Raw genomic sequence first — 16,289 nt, forward strand, 5'->3', positions numbered from 1 at the left:
TTCGGACAGGTGAACTTGTTTTCAGCGGAAGCCGCAAACCGCTTCGAATCAACGGCTCAGCAAGGGGCGATGGGCAACCATCGCCCCTTTTTTTGGCATCAGCCCGATCGCCAAGGTCAGTTGGAGATGCTGCATTTCAGCCAACCGCGGCGCACGCCAGGCCGGCGCGCACTCGGGACGGGGGGCAAGTCACCAGACCTGCCTGTTCCGGGGTAACCCAAACCCATGGGAAGAGCTGCCACACGCTGGGGTTCGTAAAAAACCTCGCGCGACAATCCCGTCCAGCGGCCAAGCCGCCCCCCGACCGCATCGATAAACGGCACGCCCGACGCGCGCACCGCCTGAAGCCGGCCACTCACCCCGTCAGTGGGCGACACAAGCGCTGCAGTAACCACCTGGCACCTCACTCAGGCGAGCCCCCGTCCATAGCCACCTGCTTGCTGCCCACGTGGTACGCGGTCATCACCTGCACGGCAATCAGGTCAAGGCTGGGACGGTGGTTGCCTTGCTTGTCGGTCCAGACCTTGGGAGTCAACGCACCAGAGAGCGTGAGCGCTTCGCCATCGGCAAGCGCCAGCAGGGAGGCGCTCGGCATCTCGTCAAACGCGATCACGTTGACGATGAACTCTTCGTCCATCTTGTTGCGCGCCAACACGCGGGCGACCACATAGGTGCGCCCGGCCTTGTCCACGCGGCGAGAAGCATCGCCCATCAAGCGTCCAGCGATCAGTCCATCAATCATGTGCAGGTTTTCCAGTGGGTGGTGACAGAGGCGTCAACGGAGTCGCCCGAAACCACCAGCGGCCCAGGCCACTGCGGTATCGACGTTCAGCTTGAACGTGGGCTCCACGCGCACGCGCGCCAGCTCTGCGTCCAGGGCATCAAACGCGCTCAAGGTGGCGGTGGCCCCTTCTTCGTCGGGCACGATGGCCAACGCCACCCGAATGCGCTCACCCTTGACCGTAATCGACACATTTTTGTTCAGTTGCGCATGCAACTGCTGTTCCGAGCGCCGAATCACCTCTTTGGCGGTTTTCACCAAAGTGTTGAAGGCGTTCACATCCAGTGGCTTGGGGTTCTTTTTGTCGCGCCCCATGGTCCATGGCCCCACCAGCGCCGGCTCGGATTGGCCGTCCAGGTACATGGCCACAGCCCAGCCATCGTCATCGTCGTTGTTGATCACGCGGGCGGTCCACTGCCCATCGCTCCACAGGCGGGCTTCGTTTACGGGTTCTTTGAGTTCATCGGTCATAACAATCGATGGTAAACGGCATTTCCTGCACACCCTTCTCCTATTTCAACCCTCTTTGAAAGGGCAATGGCACCCAACGGCGACACACCGGGCCAAGCTCACGCAAGATGCTCCACCCACCTGTCCAAATCATCTGTCGAATACCCCATGATCGAAATCCACCATCTCACCGAATCCCGCTCACGCCGCATCACCTGGATGCTCGAAGAACTCGGGCTTCCTTACGAGGTCATCACCTACCACCGCGATCCCGAAACACGCCTGGCGCCGCCCGAACTGCAAGCCATTCACCCGTTGGGCAAGGCCCCGGTTTTGCGCGACGGCAGCGAGGTGTTGATCGAATCGGGTGCCATTGTCGACTACCTGATCCGCACCTACGGCAAGGGCCAGTTCGCCCCGGCCATCGAAGCGCCCGACTACAACCGTTATGTGCAGTTCATGCACTACGCCGAAGGCTCGGCCATGTTGCCCATGTTGCTGAAGCTGTATGTGAGCCGTCTGGGTGACGCCGGCGCGCCGCTGCACCCCCGCATCGCCAGCGAGATGCAAAACCACCTTGGCTATCTCAACGGCGAACTCGAAGGCCGTGACTTCTTCGTCGGCAACGCGCTCACCGGCGCCGATGTGCAGTTGTCGTTTGTGGCCCAGGTCGCGGTGCGCAACGGCGGTGCCGAGGCGTTCCCTCATCTGGCCCGCTTTGTGAACGCCATCGAAGCGCGCCCCGCCTACCAGCGGGCCATTGCGCGCAGCGGTGCGTAAAGCCCCGCAGAACGCCTGCTCAGGCGTTCACAAGGCGTGAACCCAGCCATTGCCCCTCAGCACACAGCCGGGCCACCAGTTCCTGCGTCAGCCGCATCACTGCCTGCGATGCTGACGACACGGGGATGTGCTTCGACCAGCAAATGGCCAACATCCGCTCCAGCGGCGGGTCCACGATCTCGGTGGCCCACAGCAAGCCCGCTTCCACCTCTTGCCTGAGCGGCATCACAGGCAGCAAGGTGCGCCCCATGCCGGCCAGCAGCGAGGTGCGCAAGATGCTGATGGAGCTGATGTCGGCCTCCACCTGGGGTGACGCCAGGCCTGCCTGCAGCGCGGCCGCCTCGATGATGGGCCGCACCCCATGGGGGCTCGCCGGTAACACCAGCGGGCGGCTCAGCGCCTGCTTCAGCGTGATCCGCCGCGGGGGTTTCTTGCCAGGCAAGGCGGGTTCGATCAGGTACATGCGCTCGCTCAGCATCGGCGTGTGTTCGAACTCGGGCAGGTTGCCATCATCGAACAACACCGCGAGGTTGAGCTGCCCTGTGGTGAGCTGCTGGCTGAGGTTCCCGGTGAGCTCCTCGGTCAGTTCCATCTGCACACGGGGCAGGCGCTGACGCACGGCCCGCAGCAAGGGCAGCGCCAGGGCATTGGAGGCACTGTGCGGAATGCCAAACACCACCTTGCCACTGGGTTCGTTGGTGGTCTGGCGGGCGCTGGCCACGGCTTCTTCGGTTTGCCGAAGGATGGACACCGCATGGGGCGCAAACCGCTGCCCCGCTTCGGTCAGCTCGATACCGCGCCGGGAGCGGTGAAACAGGGGGGTGCCCAGCTCGCTCTCCAGCTGGGCAATTTGATGGCTCAAGGCCGACTGGGCCACAAACACCTTTTCCGCGGCCCTGGAGAAGGAGCCGCTTTCAGCGATGGCCACAAAGTAGCGCAGTTGTCGGAGTTCCATGGGGTGGCGGCGTTGATCTGGTACCCGTCATCTTAGTTTATCCATCTGGATTCAAGATGCAAGTACATTGATTATGTGTTGGACAGATGATCGCCGATCGCCTGTAATCCATTCACCAACCCGCCGCAATCGACTCCAGGCCACAAGCCGGGAACCTCAGAAGCCCACCAGCCCACGATCGCAGCCGAAGCATTTGTACCCCAGGTGCCCCGTTGGTCAATCGGCCAGAGAGCGACCCTCCAGACGCCGACCGCTTAAGCGCCCTCACAAAGCCGCCCATCCGCCACAAGCGGTGGCCACAGCCTTCAACCGGGCATCATTCCGGATTGAACTGGCGGGCCAAGGCAGCAATGTGGTGAGGCCCGAGACCGCAACACCCTCCGAACGCCGTCACCCCCTGGCTGCGCCAGCGCCGGGCATGTTCGACCAGGATTTCGGGGTCGATGATGTCCACGAACTTCCACTCGGGCATGGTGAAGTAACCGCTCTCCGGGTAAGCGCCCATCGGCCCCGTCCAGTGCCGTTTGACGATGTCGATGGCGTCGCCCGTGTCGTTGGGTGAAGAATGCATGATGCTGATGTGCACAGGCCCGGTGGCGGCGAGCACGCGCACCACGTCGTCCAGCAACTCGTCTGGATGGCTGAACCCCACCAGCTCACCATCGGCCCGGCGCTCGGTGGCAATGCCCACCCACACCGGCAGCCTCGTGGCCAGCGCCGCTTCGGTGGCCCACAGGGAGTAGCGCACGTCGCGCATCATTTCCATGATGATCAGGTCCACCCCGGCCGCCGCGAGGTTGCCGGCCTTGCGCGCAAACAAGGCACGCGCCTCGGCCTCTGGCCATTCCTGCTGCATGTCGGTGCGGTCGGAGCCCACCACCACCGGACGCATGGTGGAAATCGATCCCGCGACCGCCACGGGCCGGCCCTCGACGGCTTGCTGCGCCAGCGCCACCGCTGCACGGTCGATGGCCAGCAGCTCGTCGTCACGGCCCAGCGCGTTGAACAGCAAGGGGCTGGTGGCAAAGGTGTTGGCGATCACCATGTCGGCCCCTGCATTCACGTAGTCGCGGTGCACGTCACAGACGATGTCAGGATGGGTCATGTTGGCTTGCGCACACCAGGTGTCACCGCTCATGGTGGCACCGCGGCGCTGGATATCGGTACCGGTACCACCATCCAGAATGATGATTTCACCGCGAGCCAGCTTGGCAACAATGTGGTCGTACATGGATGAATGGCCTTTCAGAAAACCACGTGGAAATGCTGGCGAGCGTACTACCAACCATGTTGCGGAGCACGGTAAGCCATGGTGGGTAGCGGGATGTGAACGGGGTACAGCTCATTCGGAACACAACGAAACCACCAAGGACGCCTTCAAAACCCGACCAAAGCGGGGTGATGTACCGCAGCGCTTTGTTGAAGCCGAACAACCGCTTTGACGGCTGCGCAGCCTGTGTACAAGACGGCACGTATGCCCGCGACCTCTTCACAACCGAGAAAGCGCATGATACGAAGACTTGATCGTTCAAAAGTGGCCATTTTTCTTGTAAAAAAAGGGGGCTGTGTGCAGGGGCTGCGTGGGCGCCAGAGCTGTTGAAGTGAACACCATCTGGACATCACACGGAACGCGTCTTGCCACCAATGCCATTGCCCGCAGCTCCGTGGTCACAGGACCATCTCGTTCGCTTGCACAGTCGGTGCTAACCTGAATGTCATTTTGAGGCCCCTATCCACCGTGACCCAAATCCGAATCTGTCATACAACGGTCTATCACTACCGCAGTGCGGTCAGCCTGAGTGCACATCGGCTGATGCTGCGCCCAAGAGAAAGCCGTGAACTGCAGCTCATGTCGCACACCTTGAAGGTGTCTCCCGAGGCGACGATCGCGTGGGCGCACGACGTCTCGGGCAATGCCGTCGCGACAGCGTCGTTCACCGGCAAAACCGAGGTCTTGCGGATCGAAAGCAACCTTGAACTGAACCTCACCGCCAACCCATGGCCCATCTTCAATATCTCGACCTCGGCCCTCAACTACCCCTTCTTCTATTCGAACGATGACCGCGCCGATCTGGGCGCTCTTGCGATCCAGCAGTACCTTGACCCGATGGGGCGCCTCCAGAAATGGGCCAGATCTTTCGTGCAGGGCGCCGCGCCCGACACACTGGAATTGCTGAAGGCCATCAGCCTCGGTGTGGCCGAATCTCTGCAATACGAGGTACGCGAAAGCGAAGGCACCCAGACGCCCATCGAATCCCTCGACCGGGGGAAAGGTTCGTGCCGAGACTTCGCCATCCTGTTCGCCGAGGCGGTGCGCAGCCTGGACATCGGCGCGCGCATCGTCTCGGGCTACCTGTACGACCCGCAAAGCACGGCCACGGGTTCTTCGGGCTCCGGCTCTACCCACGCGTGGGCAGAGGTCTATGTGCCCGGCGCTGGCTGGATCAACTTCGACCCGACCAACCGCAGCATTGGCGGATTCAATCTGGTTCCTGTCGCCGTTGCCCGCGATATCACGCTGTTGATGCCAGTGTCGGGCAGCTATGTGGGTGCGGCAAACGCGTTCGAGGGCATGGAGGTCGAGGTGCTGGTGACCTGATCAATCAGGCCGCCGCGGGCTTGCTGCCCGCACCGCGACCTGGTCATCAGCGTCCTTCCTTGGGCGTTGTCACAGGGCGTCGCTGCGATCGACTGGCTTCATCTTCCGGTAGGCATACAACGGACCGATGATGGCCGCAAACACCACCAGGTGCAGCGCCAGCTTTTCATCAAAATTGAAGTTCAACGCAGGCAACTTGCCGGGGTCGATCTGTTGAAAAGACACCAGCTGCACGATGAGCGCATTCGCGGGCGGCGCGATCACGGTGGTGACCCAGGTGAAGACCAGTGTCCACAACGCCACGATGGAAAGCCGTGACACAGCCCACACCACCAGGCCGCCCATCAGGCCGTACACCACCGACACCGCCAGATGGGCAAACCAGGCCATGAGCATGGCCGGCGTGGCGCTCCAGCCACCCAGCTGCTGGTAGGCGGCGGCGTGGCGGCTGGTCAGCGTGTCCATGCCAAAGAAGGGCTGCACCAGAATGAACAAAACGCCCACCACGAAACCGAGCACAGCCGCCACGAACAGCCAACGGATGGGGTCCACGGGCTTTCCGCGCGTGGCAATGGCGGGGCTGGTTGCTCGGCTGTTGGCGGTCATGGAGGGGTTCATATGGTGTGGGAGGTTGGTGGGTGCCCTGGGGTGAAAAAGTCAGGACGCGGGTACCGCGTCTTTTGGCATGGCGGCCAGTTGATTCAGCACGCTGGTGAAGTTCTCCACCCCCTGCGCGCCGCTCACCAGGTGGCGCCGGTTGAAGACCACCGCAGGCACGCCTTGAATGCCCTGGTTGATCCAGTGATGCTCAGCGGCACGCACCTCGTTGGCAAAGCGCTGGTCGGCCAGCACCGCGAGCGCTTCGGCTCGGTCCAGCCCGGTTTTGGCGGCCACGTCGGCCAACACTGCGTTGTCAGACAGGTTGCGGCCGTGCGTGAAGTGGGCCGAAAAGAGCGCCATCTTCAGCTCGTGCATGCGGCCTTGCGTTTCTGCCCAGTGCAGGAGTTGGTGCGTATTGAAGGTGTTGTGCATGCGCTTGTCGTCCGAATAACGGAACTCGAAGCCCACCTCGGCGCCTGCCTGCGTCATGTGCACACGGCTGGCTTCCGACTGTTCCTTGGTGGAGCCGTATTTTTCGGCCACATGCTCGCGGATGTTCTGCCCTTCGGGGGGCATGTTGGGGTTCAGCTCAAACGGATGCCAGCGGATGTCGTGGGGAGTGCCGGTGGCCTCCAGTGCAGCGGCGAGCTGCTGGTAGCCGATGACACACCAAGGGCACATCACATCCGAGACGATATCGATTTGCAGCTTGGGTGGGGTTGAAGTCATTGTGGGTTCCTTGTGGTTCAGATGACGGCGGTGCGGTCACCGCGCAGCCAGAGCCGCGCATCGTTGTAGTCAAAAGCCAGCGAAATCAGATCGATCACCAGCAACACGGTCAGGTAGACACCATAGGCGCCTGCCGCCTCGGGGCGGGCGAAGATCAGCAGCAACACCAGCGGCGTCCAGGGGAACACATGGCCCGCCGACACCAGCTTGGAAAATCCCCGGCTGTAGAACAGTGCGATCCAGCTCAGGGCCATGCCGCCGATGGCCAGCGCGGCGATCCAGGCGCCCGAAGGCCGATCCAGAAAGGCCAGACTCGCCAGATTCACCGGCGCCAGAATCACCACCATCCAGATCTTGACCCAGGCAGGCAGAGCGCCAAAGGAACGCCAGACGGCCGCCCATATCGACGGTTGGGGTGCGCATGCGTTGGCCATGGTTGATCTTTCAATGCATCCTGGTTGGGAAAGACAGCCCTGCGAAACCGCTGGGCCGCCCTTTTCAACAGGTGGTCAGGTGGTTTCGACAGCCTTGTTCCAGGCGAACGGCTGGAATGGCGCATCCACCGGCGTTTTTGCCAGGTGGTTGGTGTAATTGGACATCACCTTCATCGACACACCCAGCACCACTTCCAGAATCTGGGCCCGGGTGAAACCCGCGTCCAGAAAGGCTTGCACTCCGCTGTCGCTGACCTGGCCTCGATCGCGCACCACGCTCAGCGTGAAGGTGCGCAAGGCTTCGAGGCGGGCATTGGGCAGCACGGTTTCGTTGCGCAGCGCTTCGGTGATGGCGTCGTCCACTTTCATGCCTTTGGCAATGGCCGTGTGCGCGGGCACGCAGTAATGGCAGGCGTGTTCCACATTGACCGTTTGCCAGACCACGGTGAGCTCGTCTTTGTTCAGGCTCGATTTCTGGAACAGGTCACCCACCACCTTGTAGGCCTCCAGCAGGCCTGGGGCTTCGGCCATCACCGCGTGCAGGCCAGGCACCATGCCGAAAGCTTTCCGCGAATTGGCGAGGCTCTCCTGGCTGCCCTCGGGTGCGGTGTTTTCGTCGTGCAGTTGAAATGTGGTCATCGTGGGCTCGTTTCGTTAAAGGATGAAAAGGGGATGGCGTGGAGAGAAGCATCCAGGTACCGCCATCGGGTAGGCGGTATTGCTGAACGGATCGATTGTTTAGATCGAGTGGTTTAAATGTAGTGGTTTTAGACCAACCGGTTGGCACCCGGTCTTCAATGCCCTTGTGGCATTTGAGGGTAAAGACCGCTCAGCGCAGCAGGCGTTGCGCCTGCTCGGCGATGGTCTTGAGCGAGGCCTCGTCAAACACGCCGCGCCCCAGCACGCGAATGGCCACCACCATGGCCATCAGACCCTTGGCCGCGGCTTCGGGCTCGATGCCCAGCGGGATTTTCTGGCGCGCCTGACCTACCTCGATGCAGCGCCGGAAGAAGGCTTGAAAATCGCGCAAACCATCGCGCACCAGGCGGTTGACTTCCTCACCATGGGTGGCCAGATCAGACGCGGTGTTGACCAGGAAACAGCCCTTTTTCTCAGCGTCGGCCACGGTTTCCGCCACGAGACCGTCGAACAGCACCGCGATGGCGCGCACGGGATCGTCCACCGCCTCCAGCTCGGCCAGCAGCGCGCGGCGGTTGTCTTTGTCGTACTTTTCCAGCGCCTTGATGAACAGCGCTTCCTTGCCGCCAAAGGCGTTGTAGAGGCTGCCGCGGGTGATGCCGGTGCCGGCGATCAGATCGGCCATGGAGGCGGGCTCATAGCCCTTCTCCCAAAAAACGTTCATCGCCTTGCCGACGATCTCGTCTTCATCAAACGACTTTTCCCAGGGCATGGCTTCGCCTTGTTCTGTTGAAACAAAAACGATGCTAGCAGATTTAAACCAGTTGTTCCAAACACAGGCTGAATGTGGTTCTAAGCCGCGTCCCTGACGAACAGGGGGTTGAATGCCTGCAAGCAATAGCCAACCGCTGTCAACGGTAACCCACCAGCCGGCCCAGCGCGAGCACCAGCAACCAGAAAACCAGCGAAAGCCCGCAGGCCAGCCGCACGGATTGGCTGAACTGGTTGTCCTTGATTGCCAGCCCCCAGGCCTTGCTCCAGTGCAACAATGCGATGTTCAACAGCGCCAGACCAATGCACACCAGCTTGATCTGGAACAGTGTGTTGAAGGCGTAGTCCAGCGGACGGGTGATGAACAGCAAAGACCCCGCCACCACCGCCAGCCCAAACCCTCCGCGCGCGACCGGCAGCAACACCGTTGCCAGCGCCGCAACCGGCGGTGTCGCGCGCCGGTGCAGCACGCGCCAGTCCAGAATCAGGATCGGCCCCACCAGCAACGCGATGCCCAGAATGTGCAGGGTATTGACCAGCGGGTACATCCATTCAGAGGCGCGCAGACCGACCGACAGCGGGCTATGCTCCAGCCCCTGGAAGAACAGCAGCACCGAACTCACGCAAGTCCAGGGGAATGGCGGCTACTTCTTTCCATCCGGCAGGCGTTCCGGGTACAGGTCGAAGTTTTTGCCATCGATGATGATGCGCTCGGCCTTCATGCGCTGTTCTTTTGCATTGGCCGAGCGCTTGCCGACAACCGTCAGTGTGGCACCTTTGGCCAGCATCGAATCGGTCAGACCAGCCTGCTCATTGCGCCAGGGTTGACCCACCTCGACCACCCATTTCGAGCCGTCCGCATCCATCGTCAGCACGCCGTGCGGATTGCCCAGCGAAGCCTTCTCGACCCTTGCCGTCAGCTCAAACCGGCCATCGTCGGTCCAGCGCCAGCCGTGGTGCGCAAAGGCCGCGCTCAGACCGGCAGCCATCAACAGAAGCCCTGCAAGGCAGTGGCGAATCAACTGGGGCATTTGCATGGGAACTCCCCGGGGGAACAAAGGAAAAACCATGCTATTCGCGGGGATCGGCGCTGTCAAACCCCAGCAATGCGATGCCGACAGGTGACGCCCCTTGTATGGCTGTCGGGTCGCTTGCCACCGACCCGCCCTGCCCCTGCAATCAGGCGTCGAAGCGGCCTGGCTGGTAACGCTCGACCGTCAGTCCGCTCATATCGATATCGGTGGGGCGGCCCGAGATCAGGTCGGCCATTACGCGACCGGTACCCGCTGCCATGGTCCAGCCCAGGGTACCGTGGCCGGTTGCCAGGTACAGGCCATTGACATGGGTACCGCCAAGCACCGGCGTACCGTCGGGCGTCATCGGGCGCAGGCCACACCAGAACTCGGCCTTGGACACATCGCCCCCGGTGGGAAACAGGTCGCTCACCACGTGGTTGAGAGTGTCGCGCCGCGCCTCGCGCAACTTCGTGCTGAAGCCCGCCAGCTCCGCCGTGCCGCCCACGCGGATGCGGTCACCCAGGCGCGTCACAGCCACCTTGTGCGTCTCGTCCATGATGGTCGACTCTGGCGCACCCGCCGCGTCGGTGATCGGCACGGTGATCGAATAGCCTTTGACCGGGTACACCGGTATGTCGATGCCGAGGGGCTTGAGCATCATTGGTGAATAGCTGCCCAGTGCCACCAGACAGGCATCGGCGGTCAAGGTGCCAGCGCTGGTGCGCACGCCCGTGAACTTGCCTCCACTGGTTTCGATGCCGTCGATGCTGGTGTCGAAGCGAAACTGAACCCCAAGCTCGGCCGCCCGCTCTGCGATGCCCTGGGTGAACTTGAAACAATCGCCGGTCTCGTCACCAGGCAGGCGCAGCGCGCCGACGAACTTTTCCTTCACCAGAGCCAGTGCGGGCTCATAGCGGCAGTAACCCTCGCGGTCGAGCACCTCGAAAGGCACACCGTACTGCTGCAAAATTTCAATGTCTTTGCCCGTGCCATCGACCTGCTTCTGGGTACGAAACAATTGCAGCGTGCCCTGGGTTCGCTGGTCGTACTGAATGCCGGTTTCGGTGCGCAGTTCGGCCAGACAGTCGCGGCTGTATTCGGCCAGACGCACCATGCGCCCCTTGTTGGTGCGGTAGCGCGCCTCGGTGCAGTTGCGCAACATCTGGGCACCCCAGCGCCACATGGCCATGTCCAGCATCGGCCAGACCACCAGGGGGCTGTGGTGCATCAGCATCCACTTGACGGCCTTCATCGGCACACCCGGCCCAGCCCACGGAGCCGAATAGCCAGGCGATACTTCTCCCGCATTGGCGTGGCTGGTCTCCAGCGCCGGGCCCGGCTGGCGTTCAACCACCGTGACCTGATGGCCGGCTTTTGCCAGGTAATACGCTGTGGTGGTGCCGATCACGCCGCTGCCCAGGATAAGTATGTTCATGCCGGTTTTCCCCATGTGGTTTGCCCCTCCGTTGCCGAACTGGCCTGCAGGGATGCGCATCCACAATGTACAGGCAACCCCGCCACGCGCGCATCAGAACAGGCGGTAACGCAGGGCATAAGGCGGGCTTCTGGAGCGCATGAACGCTTGTACACAACGGGTTGCGCTGCCGCAAAAGAACAGCAAATGCGCTGGCTCAAGCGACGTAACCGGCGAAAGGGCTGGACGTGCTGTTCGTCAGGTGCACCGGCACATGCCGGGACGGCATGCCACCACTGAATCACCGGCGGTCAAGCCTGGTCTGCATACGCGGCCCTTCGCGGAAGTGCCCGAGCCAAGGCATGCCGTTGGCGTTCACCGTTGGAGTCGCCGCTGCAGCCGAAGCGCCCAAGCGTCGTTCCTCGCTTGGGTTCGCAGCAACGACGATTCAGGCCGGGCTGCGCCAGAATGGCGCCCTCTTACGAACCTGGAAGCGCCATAAAGAAGCGCTCCGGGGTGCTCGCCGTGACCCGAAAGCCCAACTTTTCATAGAAAGATCTGGCAGGATTCACGGCAAGCAGGCGAAGGCAGACCGGAATCGAACGGGCTTGGGCTTCCTGCGCCAAGTCGACGATCAACACCCGTCCGATGCCTTTGCGCTGGTATGCAGGCAAGATGAGAAGCTGCTCGAGCTGGATATGGGTCTGCAGACGTTCCACCACCACCAAGCCAGCAGGTTGCTCAGCCACCTCAGTGATCTGTGCTGCATTCGAGCAGGACAACTTGGCCGCCTCATGTCGAACGCGTGAACCATCCCACCGACCCCAGGTTGCGATCACGTGCTCACGCATCGTTTCTTCAATTGTTGAAAAGACAAATGGGGCATCGATTGCAGCGGATGGGCGCAACGAAAATGTGGTGTCCATTGGCGGTCTGACGAAACGCCCGGAACAACCTGGCTACGGCCACCCGGGGGCATCTATGAAAAGTTGTCACTTCCTTGGCTTGCCGTTTTTCAACGACCGGCCTTTACCCGCAGGCTGCTTCAACTGCCCATATGCCTGATCCAGCCACAACAGCGATTCGGTGTGGCCCATGAACCGGCGCAGGTAGTCGGGCGACAGCTCGCGCATGAGGGCAAGTGTTCGCAACACGAGGTTGTGGGCGTTGAGCGGGCCGGCATTTTCCGGCGCACGAATCGCGGCCTGATCCACTTCGGTTTCGGCGCTGATTCGGGCCCAGGTTTCACGAAAGCGCACGGCGCTCTTGAGGTCTTGCGGGCGGGTCTGAGCCATCAAACCACCCGGTGCGCGGCTGCCAGCAATTTCGGGCAAGGACGACACCGTTTGAATGTGTTGGTTGAGTTGGCCGAGCAAGGACAGCGGCGCTGCGCGGGAGGTGGTTTCTGCCTGAACTGTGGACCTTGGCTTGCGCAGCGCCGGGGCAAAAGGAAGCGCAGCGACGCTCCCGGCGCGCTCGGCTGCCACATCGTTTGCCTCGTCCGCGACGGCTTCAGCGATGACTTCACTGTCCACAACGCCACCCAACGATTTCAACGCCTCGGCCAACTTGCCTTGCAACACCTTTTGAACCGCAGGCGGCGCAGCCTGAAGACGCCGGACCAAGGCTTCCATGTAATGCAGGCGCACAGGGTCTGGCCGCGCCTCGACAGCGCAGCGCAACGCTTCGACCTGGGCGAGCAAACCGTCCAGATCCAAGGCCGCGGAACCCTGTACCACTTCGCTCATCGGCCGATGGCTTTCCCGGCAGGTTTGCCGGCAGCGTCCGCACCCGATTGAACAGTCGCCGTGCGCGGCACCGGCGCCATCTCCACCCGCCGGTTTTGTGCCCTGCCCTGCGCATCCTCGTTGGAGGCCACGGGCTGTTCGGCGCCGAAGGCAGCGCTGAACACCTGAGCGCGCGGCATGCCTTCGGCGATGAGCGAGCGGGTCACATTGAGTGCGCGCTGGGCGGAGAGCTCCAGGTTGTCCTTGAAATGCAGGTTGCCTTCCTGGATCGGGCGATCGTCGGTGAAGCCGCTGACCATGAGCATCTGCCCGGTCTCGCTCAAATACACCTGCAAAGGCGGCACAAGGCTCTTGAGCAACAACCGGCCTTCTTCGCGCAATTCGTCAGAATTGAGATCAAACAGCACGCTGCCACTGATGCCGATGCGGCCATTGTTGAGCGTGACGCGGCCCGATTGCAGCGGGATGGCCAGCGCCTTTTCCAGCGCCATGCGCCGGGCTTCTTCCTGGTGGCGCTTTTCAATTTCCGTTTGCAGGCTGGTCACCAGATCCATCTGCATGGCGAGCACCGAAATCAGGATGAGCACAAACGCGCCCACCACACCGGCCATCAGGTCACCGAACACCGCCCACACGGGCGCGGCCTGCTCCACGCCATCGTCTTCGCTGCTGTTGGCATTGGCTTCGAACTCCGCACCGATCATGCGGCACTCCCACCGGCGGCGGCTTTGGCGCTGCTACCTCGCAGGCGACGCAGGTCTTCCACAATGCCCTGTTGCGAGCTGATGCTCAGGTCGATCACTTCGCGCGCTTGAGCCACGTAGTAGGCCAACTGCTCGTCGCTGCGCGCCATGTTCTGCGAGATCGCGCCTTCGATGTTTTGCAGCTTGTCGACCAGCTTCTGGTTGGACTCGCTGAACAGTTGAACACCATGGTGAAAGGCTTCGCCCAGGCTGGCCAGCTCGGCGGCGCTGCCGGCCACCTGCGCGGCCACTTCGTTGGTGTTGCTGGCCTGGGTTTCCAGCGTGGCACTGAATTGCTGGCTCACCTGGTCGAGCACGCTGGTGGCCGAGGTCACCAGCGATTCGATGGCAGCGCGCTGTTCGCCCGTGGCGTGTTCCACGCTTTGCAGCAGTGTGCCCAGGTTGCCCACCAGGGCTGTGCGCTCTTGCAGCGCGAGGTTGTCGCGCTCGGTGAGGTGGCTCATTTCCTGGCGCAGCTGCGCGATCACTTCGGCCGCGGCCTTGGGCGCCTCGGAGGCCGTTTCCAGCAAGCGCGTCATCGGCGCCTCCAGCGCCTCGCCCAGCGTGGCCAGGTGGCTGGCCATGGCGGTTTGCAATTCGCCTAGGCGGTTGACCGCCGCTTCGCCGCGCTGGTCTTCTTCGCGGCGCAGGGTCTGCAACTGGGTGGTCAATCCGTCTTGCCAGTCGGCCAGGCGCGACACGGCCGATTCGCCGCGCGCGCTTTCCTCCGTGCGCAAAGCGGCCAACTCACTGCGCCACAGCCCGGCGAGCTGGTCCATGCGCTCGCCTTGCTCGGCAGCCCACTGGGCTTCGGCCTCGCTGCGCGCTTGCACCAGTGCTTCGGATGTGGCCAGCAGGCGCGACATCTCTTCTTGCGTCTGCCGCGCCTGCTCGGTGGCGCTTTGCTGGATGGCGGCGGCCGCCTGCGCCAGCGCCTGGCCCACGGCCTGTTGTTGTGCCAGGTTCTGGCTGCCCACCGTCTGCCATTCGCTTTGCAGCCCGGCGGCCATGGTCTGCAGGGCTTGTGTCCATGTGGCCTGCTTTTGCTGCTCCGCCTGGGCATGATCGGCCTGCGACTGGTTCATGGCCTGGCCCACGTTGGCCAGCAAGGCGCTGGCGCGCTGCTCGAAGCTATCGCTGAATCCGGTAAGGGCCTCGCCCAAGCGGGCCACCATCTGCTCGCTGCCCATGGCCTGGGATTGCAGGGTCTGCAGCCAGGCTGCCTGTTTGCCCTGCTCGGCTTCGGCCTGTTCGCGGCGCACGCGCTCCATGGCGTCGCCCATGCTGGAAAGCAAGGCGCTCGTGCGCTGCTCGAAAGTGTTGCTGAAACCCGCGAGGGTTTCACTCAGCTGGCCGACCATGGCCTCGCTGGCCGCCGCTTGCGATTGCAGCGTCAACGCCCAGGCGGCCTGCTTGTTTTGCTCGGCGAGGGCTTGTTCGCTTTGCTGGCGGCCCATCGCTTCGCTCACGTTGCCCAGCAGCGCCTGGCTGCGTTGCTCCAGCGTTTCATTGAACCCGACCAGGGCCAGACCCAGACCGCTCACCAGCTCGGTGTTGGTATGGGCCTGGGTGTCGAGCGCCTGCTTCCAGGTGTCGGCGACCGCACCGGTGGTGGCGCTGAATTCGCTGGACAGGCCTTTCAACTGCGCCTGCACCGACTCGCTCACCTGCCCATGCAGACGCGTCGATTCCTCGGCAATCGCTTTCATGGCCGACTCCACAACGGGCTGGATGGTTTCGCCCGCGATGCGCGCACTCGCGGTGAGGCTTTCCTGCAGCGACAAGGCCACGGTCTGACCCAGGCCGGTGTAGGCCGCCGCGGTCTCTTTGTGGAACTGGTCCTGGCGGCTCACCAGCTGGGTGTCGAGCTGCTGGCCGCGTTGCTCCATCTGGGTCATCAGGGCCTGCAACTGGTCCACCACGGCGGGCAAGGCGCTGGCCTGGGCCTGCATGGCAGCAAACGACGCGTTGCGCTGGAACGCCAGTGTGAACGGGTGGAACACGGTGGCGATGCGCGCGTCGAGAACGCGAACCACTTCCAGCCGTTCGCGGCGGCTCAGCGCCGACATGAGACCCAGCATCGCCGAAGTGGCCACACCGGCCACCGAAGTACCGAACGCAAAACCCAGACCCTTGATGGGTGCGGCCAGCGCAGAGCGAATGGCAGCCAGATCGGCCGACCCTTCGAGCGCGAACACCGCGCCCTTGAAGGTCACGACCATGCCCAGGAAAGTGCCCAGCATGCCGAGCATGACCAGCAGGCCGATCAGGTATGGCGTGATCGACAGACCGGGCAAGGCCGCGCGCTCACCCTCGATGCGCTGGCGCACGGCATGTTGCAGCGCCTGGGGCACGGAAGGCAGCCAGTCGCCGAGTTGGTGCAGGGGTTCGGGCACCTGGGCCAATGCGGTGGCCAGACCGTTCGTGAGGCTTCGGTAGCGGCGTACCTCCAGCGCCCCCGCGAGGTAGGCGACCGCGATGGCGAAGGTCATGGCCAGGGCAATGTGGCTCGTGCCCACGAACCCGGCGCCCACCCAGAGGATGGCGGCCAGGCCCAGCGCGAACGCGACCAGAAGGGCGACCTTGTGAAGTGTTGAGTTGCTGGTGCTGTTCATGTTGTGGAGTGACTC

The 16,289-nt window shown here is 62.8% G+C and carries 18 protein-coding genes; 2 read left to right on the plus strand and 16 right to left on the minus strand.

Going from position 1 to position 16,289, the window contains the following annotated elements:
- Positions 1-403: 403 nt before the first annotated feature.
- Positions 404-742 carry a single stranded DNA-binding domain-containing protein gene (locus tag LPB072_RS16265; protein ID WP_066087585.1) on the minus strand — a complete coding sequence of 113 codons (339 nt, stop codon included), beginning with the start codon at positions 740-742 and terminating at the stop codon, positions 404-406.
- A 33-nt stretch (positions 743-775) separates the two neighbouring features.
- Positions 776-1,252 carry a hypothetical protein gene (locus LPB072_RS16270; protein WP_066087582.1) on the minus strand — a complete coding sequence of 159 codons (477 nt, stop codon included), beginning with the start codon at positions 1,250-1,252 and terminating at the stop codon, positions 776-778.
- A gap of 147 nt (positions 1,253-1,399) precedes the next feature.
- Between LPB072_RS16270 and LPB072_RS16275 the strand changes: the two genes are divergently transcribed.
- Complete coding sequence (locus tag LPB072_RS16275; RefSeq protein WP_066087635.1) at positions 1,400-2,011, plus strand: glutathione S-transferase family protein; 612 nt, start codon at positions 1,400-1,402, stop codon at positions 2,009-2,011.
- Positions 2,012-2,030: 19 nt separating this feature from the next.
- Here the strand turns inward: LPB072_RS16275 and LPB072_RS16280 are convergent, their stop codons facing one another.
- Together LPB072_RS16280 and LPB072_RS16285 are read right to left on the minus strand one after the other, a co-directional pair.
- The gene (locus LPB072_RS16280; protein WP_066087579.1) at positions 2,031-2,966 is read right to left on the minus strand and encodes a LysR family transcriptional regulator; all 936 of its coding nucleotides are present in this window, start codon (positions 2,964-2,966) and stop codon (positions 2,031-2,033) included.
- 316 nt (positions 2,967-3,282) lie between these two features.
- Positions 3,283-4,197, minus strand: coding sequence for a homocysteine S-methyltransferase family protein (locus LPB072_RS16285; RefSeq protein WP_066087577.1), 915 nt, complete (start codon positions 4,195-4,197; stop codon positions 3,283-3,285).
- Positions 4,198-4,704: 507 nt separating this feature from the next.
- On the opposite strand from LPB072_RS16285, the gene LPB072_RS16290 reads away from it, so the two are divergent.
- Positions 4,705-5,565: a transglutaminase family protein gene (locus LPB072_RS16290; RefSeq protein ID WP_066087575.1), complete on the plus strand. Its 861-nt coding sequence runs from the start codon at positions 4,705-4,707 to the stop codon at positions 5,563-5,565.
- A 69-nt stretch (positions 5,566-5,634) separates the two neighbouring features.
- On the opposite strand, the gene LPB072_RS16295 is transcribed toward LPB072_RS16290, so the two are convergent.
- From LPB072_RS16295 to LPB072_RS16350, 12 genes are all read right to left on the minus strand, one after another.
- On the minus strand, positions 5,635-6,183 hold the full coding sequence (locus LPB072_RS16295) for a hypothetical protein (protein ID WP_082876791.1): 549 nt from the start codon (positions 6,181-6,183) through the stop codon (positions 5,635-5,637).
- 39 nt (positions 6,184-6,222) lie between these two features.
- Entirely contained in the window at positions 6,223-6,894 is a 672-nt protein-coding gene (locus LPB072_RS16300) for a DsbA family oxidoreductase (RefSeq protein ID WP_066087571.1), read from the minus strand.
- 17 nt (positions 6,895-6,911) lie between these two features.
- Positions 6,912-7,328, minus strand: coding sequence for a hypothetical protein (locus LPB072_RS16305; protein WP_066087568.1), 417 nt, complete (start codon positions 7,326-7,328; stop codon positions 6,912-6,914).
- 75 nt (positions 7,329-7,403) lie between these two features.
- Positions 7,404-7,967 carry a carboxymuconolactone decarboxylase family protein gene (locus LPB072_RS16310; RefSeq protein ID WP_066087565.1) on the minus strand — a complete coding sequence of 188 codons (564 nt, stop codon included), beginning with the start codon at positions 7,965-7,967 and terminating at the stop codon, positions 7,404-7,406.
- A 190-nt stretch (positions 7,968-8,157) separates the two neighbouring features.
- Positions 8,158-8,739 carry a TetR/AcrR family transcriptional regulator gene (locus LPB072_RS16315; protein ID WP_066087562.1) on the minus strand — a complete coding sequence of 194 codons (582 nt, stop codon included), beginning with the start codon at positions 8,737-8,739 and terminating at the stop codon, positions 8,158-8,160.
- Positions 8,740-8,878: 139 nt separating this feature from the next.
- Positions 8,879-9,361 carry a hypothetical protein gene (locus LPB072_RS16320; protein ID WP_082876790.1) on the minus strand — a complete coding sequence of 161 codons (483 nt, stop codon included), beginning with the start codon at positions 9,359-9,361 and terminating at the stop codon, positions 8,879-8,881.
- A 21-nt stretch (positions 9,362-9,382) separates the two neighbouring features.
- On the minus strand, positions 9,383-9,775 hold the full coding sequence (locus tag LPB072_RS16325) for a DUF6152 family protein (RefSeq protein WP_066087558.1): 393 nt from the start codon (positions 9,773-9,775) through the stop codon (positions 9,383-9,385).
- A gap of 142 nt (positions 9,776-9,917) precedes the next feature.
- On the minus strand, positions 9,918-11,189 hold the full coding sequence (locus LPB072_RS16330; RefSeq protein WP_066087626.1) for a D-amino acid dehydrogenase: 1,272 nt from the start codon (positions 11,187-11,189) through the stop codon (positions 9,918-9,920).
- Positions 11,190-11,647: 458 nt separating this feature from the next.
- On the minus strand, positions 11,648-12,094 hold the full coding sequence (locus LPB072_RS16335; RefSeq protein WP_066087555.1) for a GNAT family N-acetyltransferase: 447 nt from the start codon (positions 12,092-12,094) through the stop codon (positions 11,648-11,650).
- A 66-nt stretch (positions 12,095-12,160) separates the two neighbouring features.
- Positions 12,161-12,916, minus strand: coding sequence for a DUF2894 domain-containing protein (locus tag LPB072_RS16340; protein WP_066087553.1), 756 nt, complete (start codon positions 12,914-12,916; stop codon positions 12,161-12,163).
- A complete protein-coding gene (locus tag LPB072_RS16345; RefSeq protein WP_066087550.1) occupies positions 12,913-13,620 on the minus strand; it encodes an OmpA family protein in 708 nt (235 codons plus the stop codon). Before LPB072_RS16345 ends, LPB072_RS16340 begins: the two co-directional genes overlap by 4 nt.
- Positions 13,617-16,274, minus strand: coding sequence for a DUF802 domain-containing protein (locus tag LPB072_RS16350; RefSeq protein WP_066087548.1), 2,658 nt, complete (start codon positions 16,272-16,274; stop codon positions 13,617-13,619). Before LPB072_RS16350 ends, LPB072_RS16345 begins: the two co-directional genes overlap by 4 nt.
- Between the last annotated feature and the right edge of the window lie 15 nt (positions 16,275-16,289).

Source organism: Hydrogenophaga crassostreae (assembly GCF_001761385.1).
Lineage (GTDB): Bacteria > Pseudomonadota > Gammaproteobacteria > Burkholderiales > Burkholderiaceae_C > Hydrogenophaga > Hydrogenophaga crassostreae.

Coding starts and splice junctions, on each gene's coding strand:
- LPB072_RS16265 (WP_066087585.1), bottom strand. CDS start 742: ATGATTGATGGACTGATCGCTGGACGCTTGATGGGCGATGCTTCTCGC.
- LPB072_RS16270 (WP_066087582.1), bottom strand. CDS start 1,252: ATGACCGATGAACTCAAAGAACCCGTAAACGAAGCCCGCCTGTGGAGC.
- LPB072_RS16275 (WP_066087635.1), top strand. CDS start 1,400: ATGATCGAAATCCACCATCTCACCGAATCCCGCTCACGCCGCATCACC.
- LPB072_RS16280 (WP_066087579.1), bottom strand. CDS start 2,966: ATGGAACTCCGACAACTGCGCTACTTTGTGGCCATCGCTGAAAGCGGC.
- LPB072_RS16285 (WP_066087577.1), bottom strand. CDS start 4,197: ATGTACGACCACATTGTTGCCAAGCTGGCTCGCGGTGAAATCATCATT.
- LPB072_RS16295 (WP_082876791.1), bottom strand. CDS start 6,183: ATGAACCCCTCCATGACCGCCAACAGCCGAGCAACCAGCCCCGCCATT.
- LPB072_RS16300 (WP_066087571.1), bottom strand. CDS start 6,894: ATGACTTCAACCCCACCCAAGCTGCAAATCGATATCGTCTCGGATGTG.
- LPB072_RS16305 (WP_066087568.1), bottom strand. CDS start 7,328: ATGGCCAACGCATGCGCACCCCAACCGTCGATATGGGCGGCCGTCTGG.
- LPB072_RS16310 (WP_066087565.1), bottom strand. CDS start 7,967: ATGACCACATTTCAACTGCACGACGAAAACACCGCACCCGAGGGCAGC.
- LPB072_RS16315 (WP_066087562.1), bottom strand. CDS start 8,739: ATGCCCTGGGAAAAGTCGTTTGATGAAGACGAGATCGTCGGCAAGGCG.
- LPB072_RS16325 (WP_066087558.1), bottom strand. CDS start 9,775: ATGCAAATGCCCCAGTTGATTCGCCACTGCCTTGCAGGGCTTCTGTTG.
- LPB072_RS16330 (WP_066087626.1), bottom strand. CDS start 11,189: ATGAACATACTTATCCTGGGCAGCGGCGTGATCGGCACCACCACAGCG.
- LPB072_RS16335 (WP_066087555.1), bottom strand. CDS start 12,094: ATGGACACCACATTTTCGTTGCGCCCATCCGCTGCAATCGATGCCCCA.
- LPB072_RS16340 (WP_066087553.1), bottom strand. CDS start 12,916: ATGAGCGAAGTGGTACAGGGTTCCGCGGCCTTGGATCTGGACGGTTTG.
- LPB072_RS16345 (WP_066087550.1), bottom strand. CDS start 13,620: ATGATCGGTGCGGAGTTCGAAGCCAATGCCAACAGCAGCGAAGACGAT.
- LPB072_RS16350 (WP_066087548.1), bottom strand. CDS start 16,274: ATGAACAGCACCAGCAACTCAACACTTCACAAGGTCGCCCTTCTGGTC.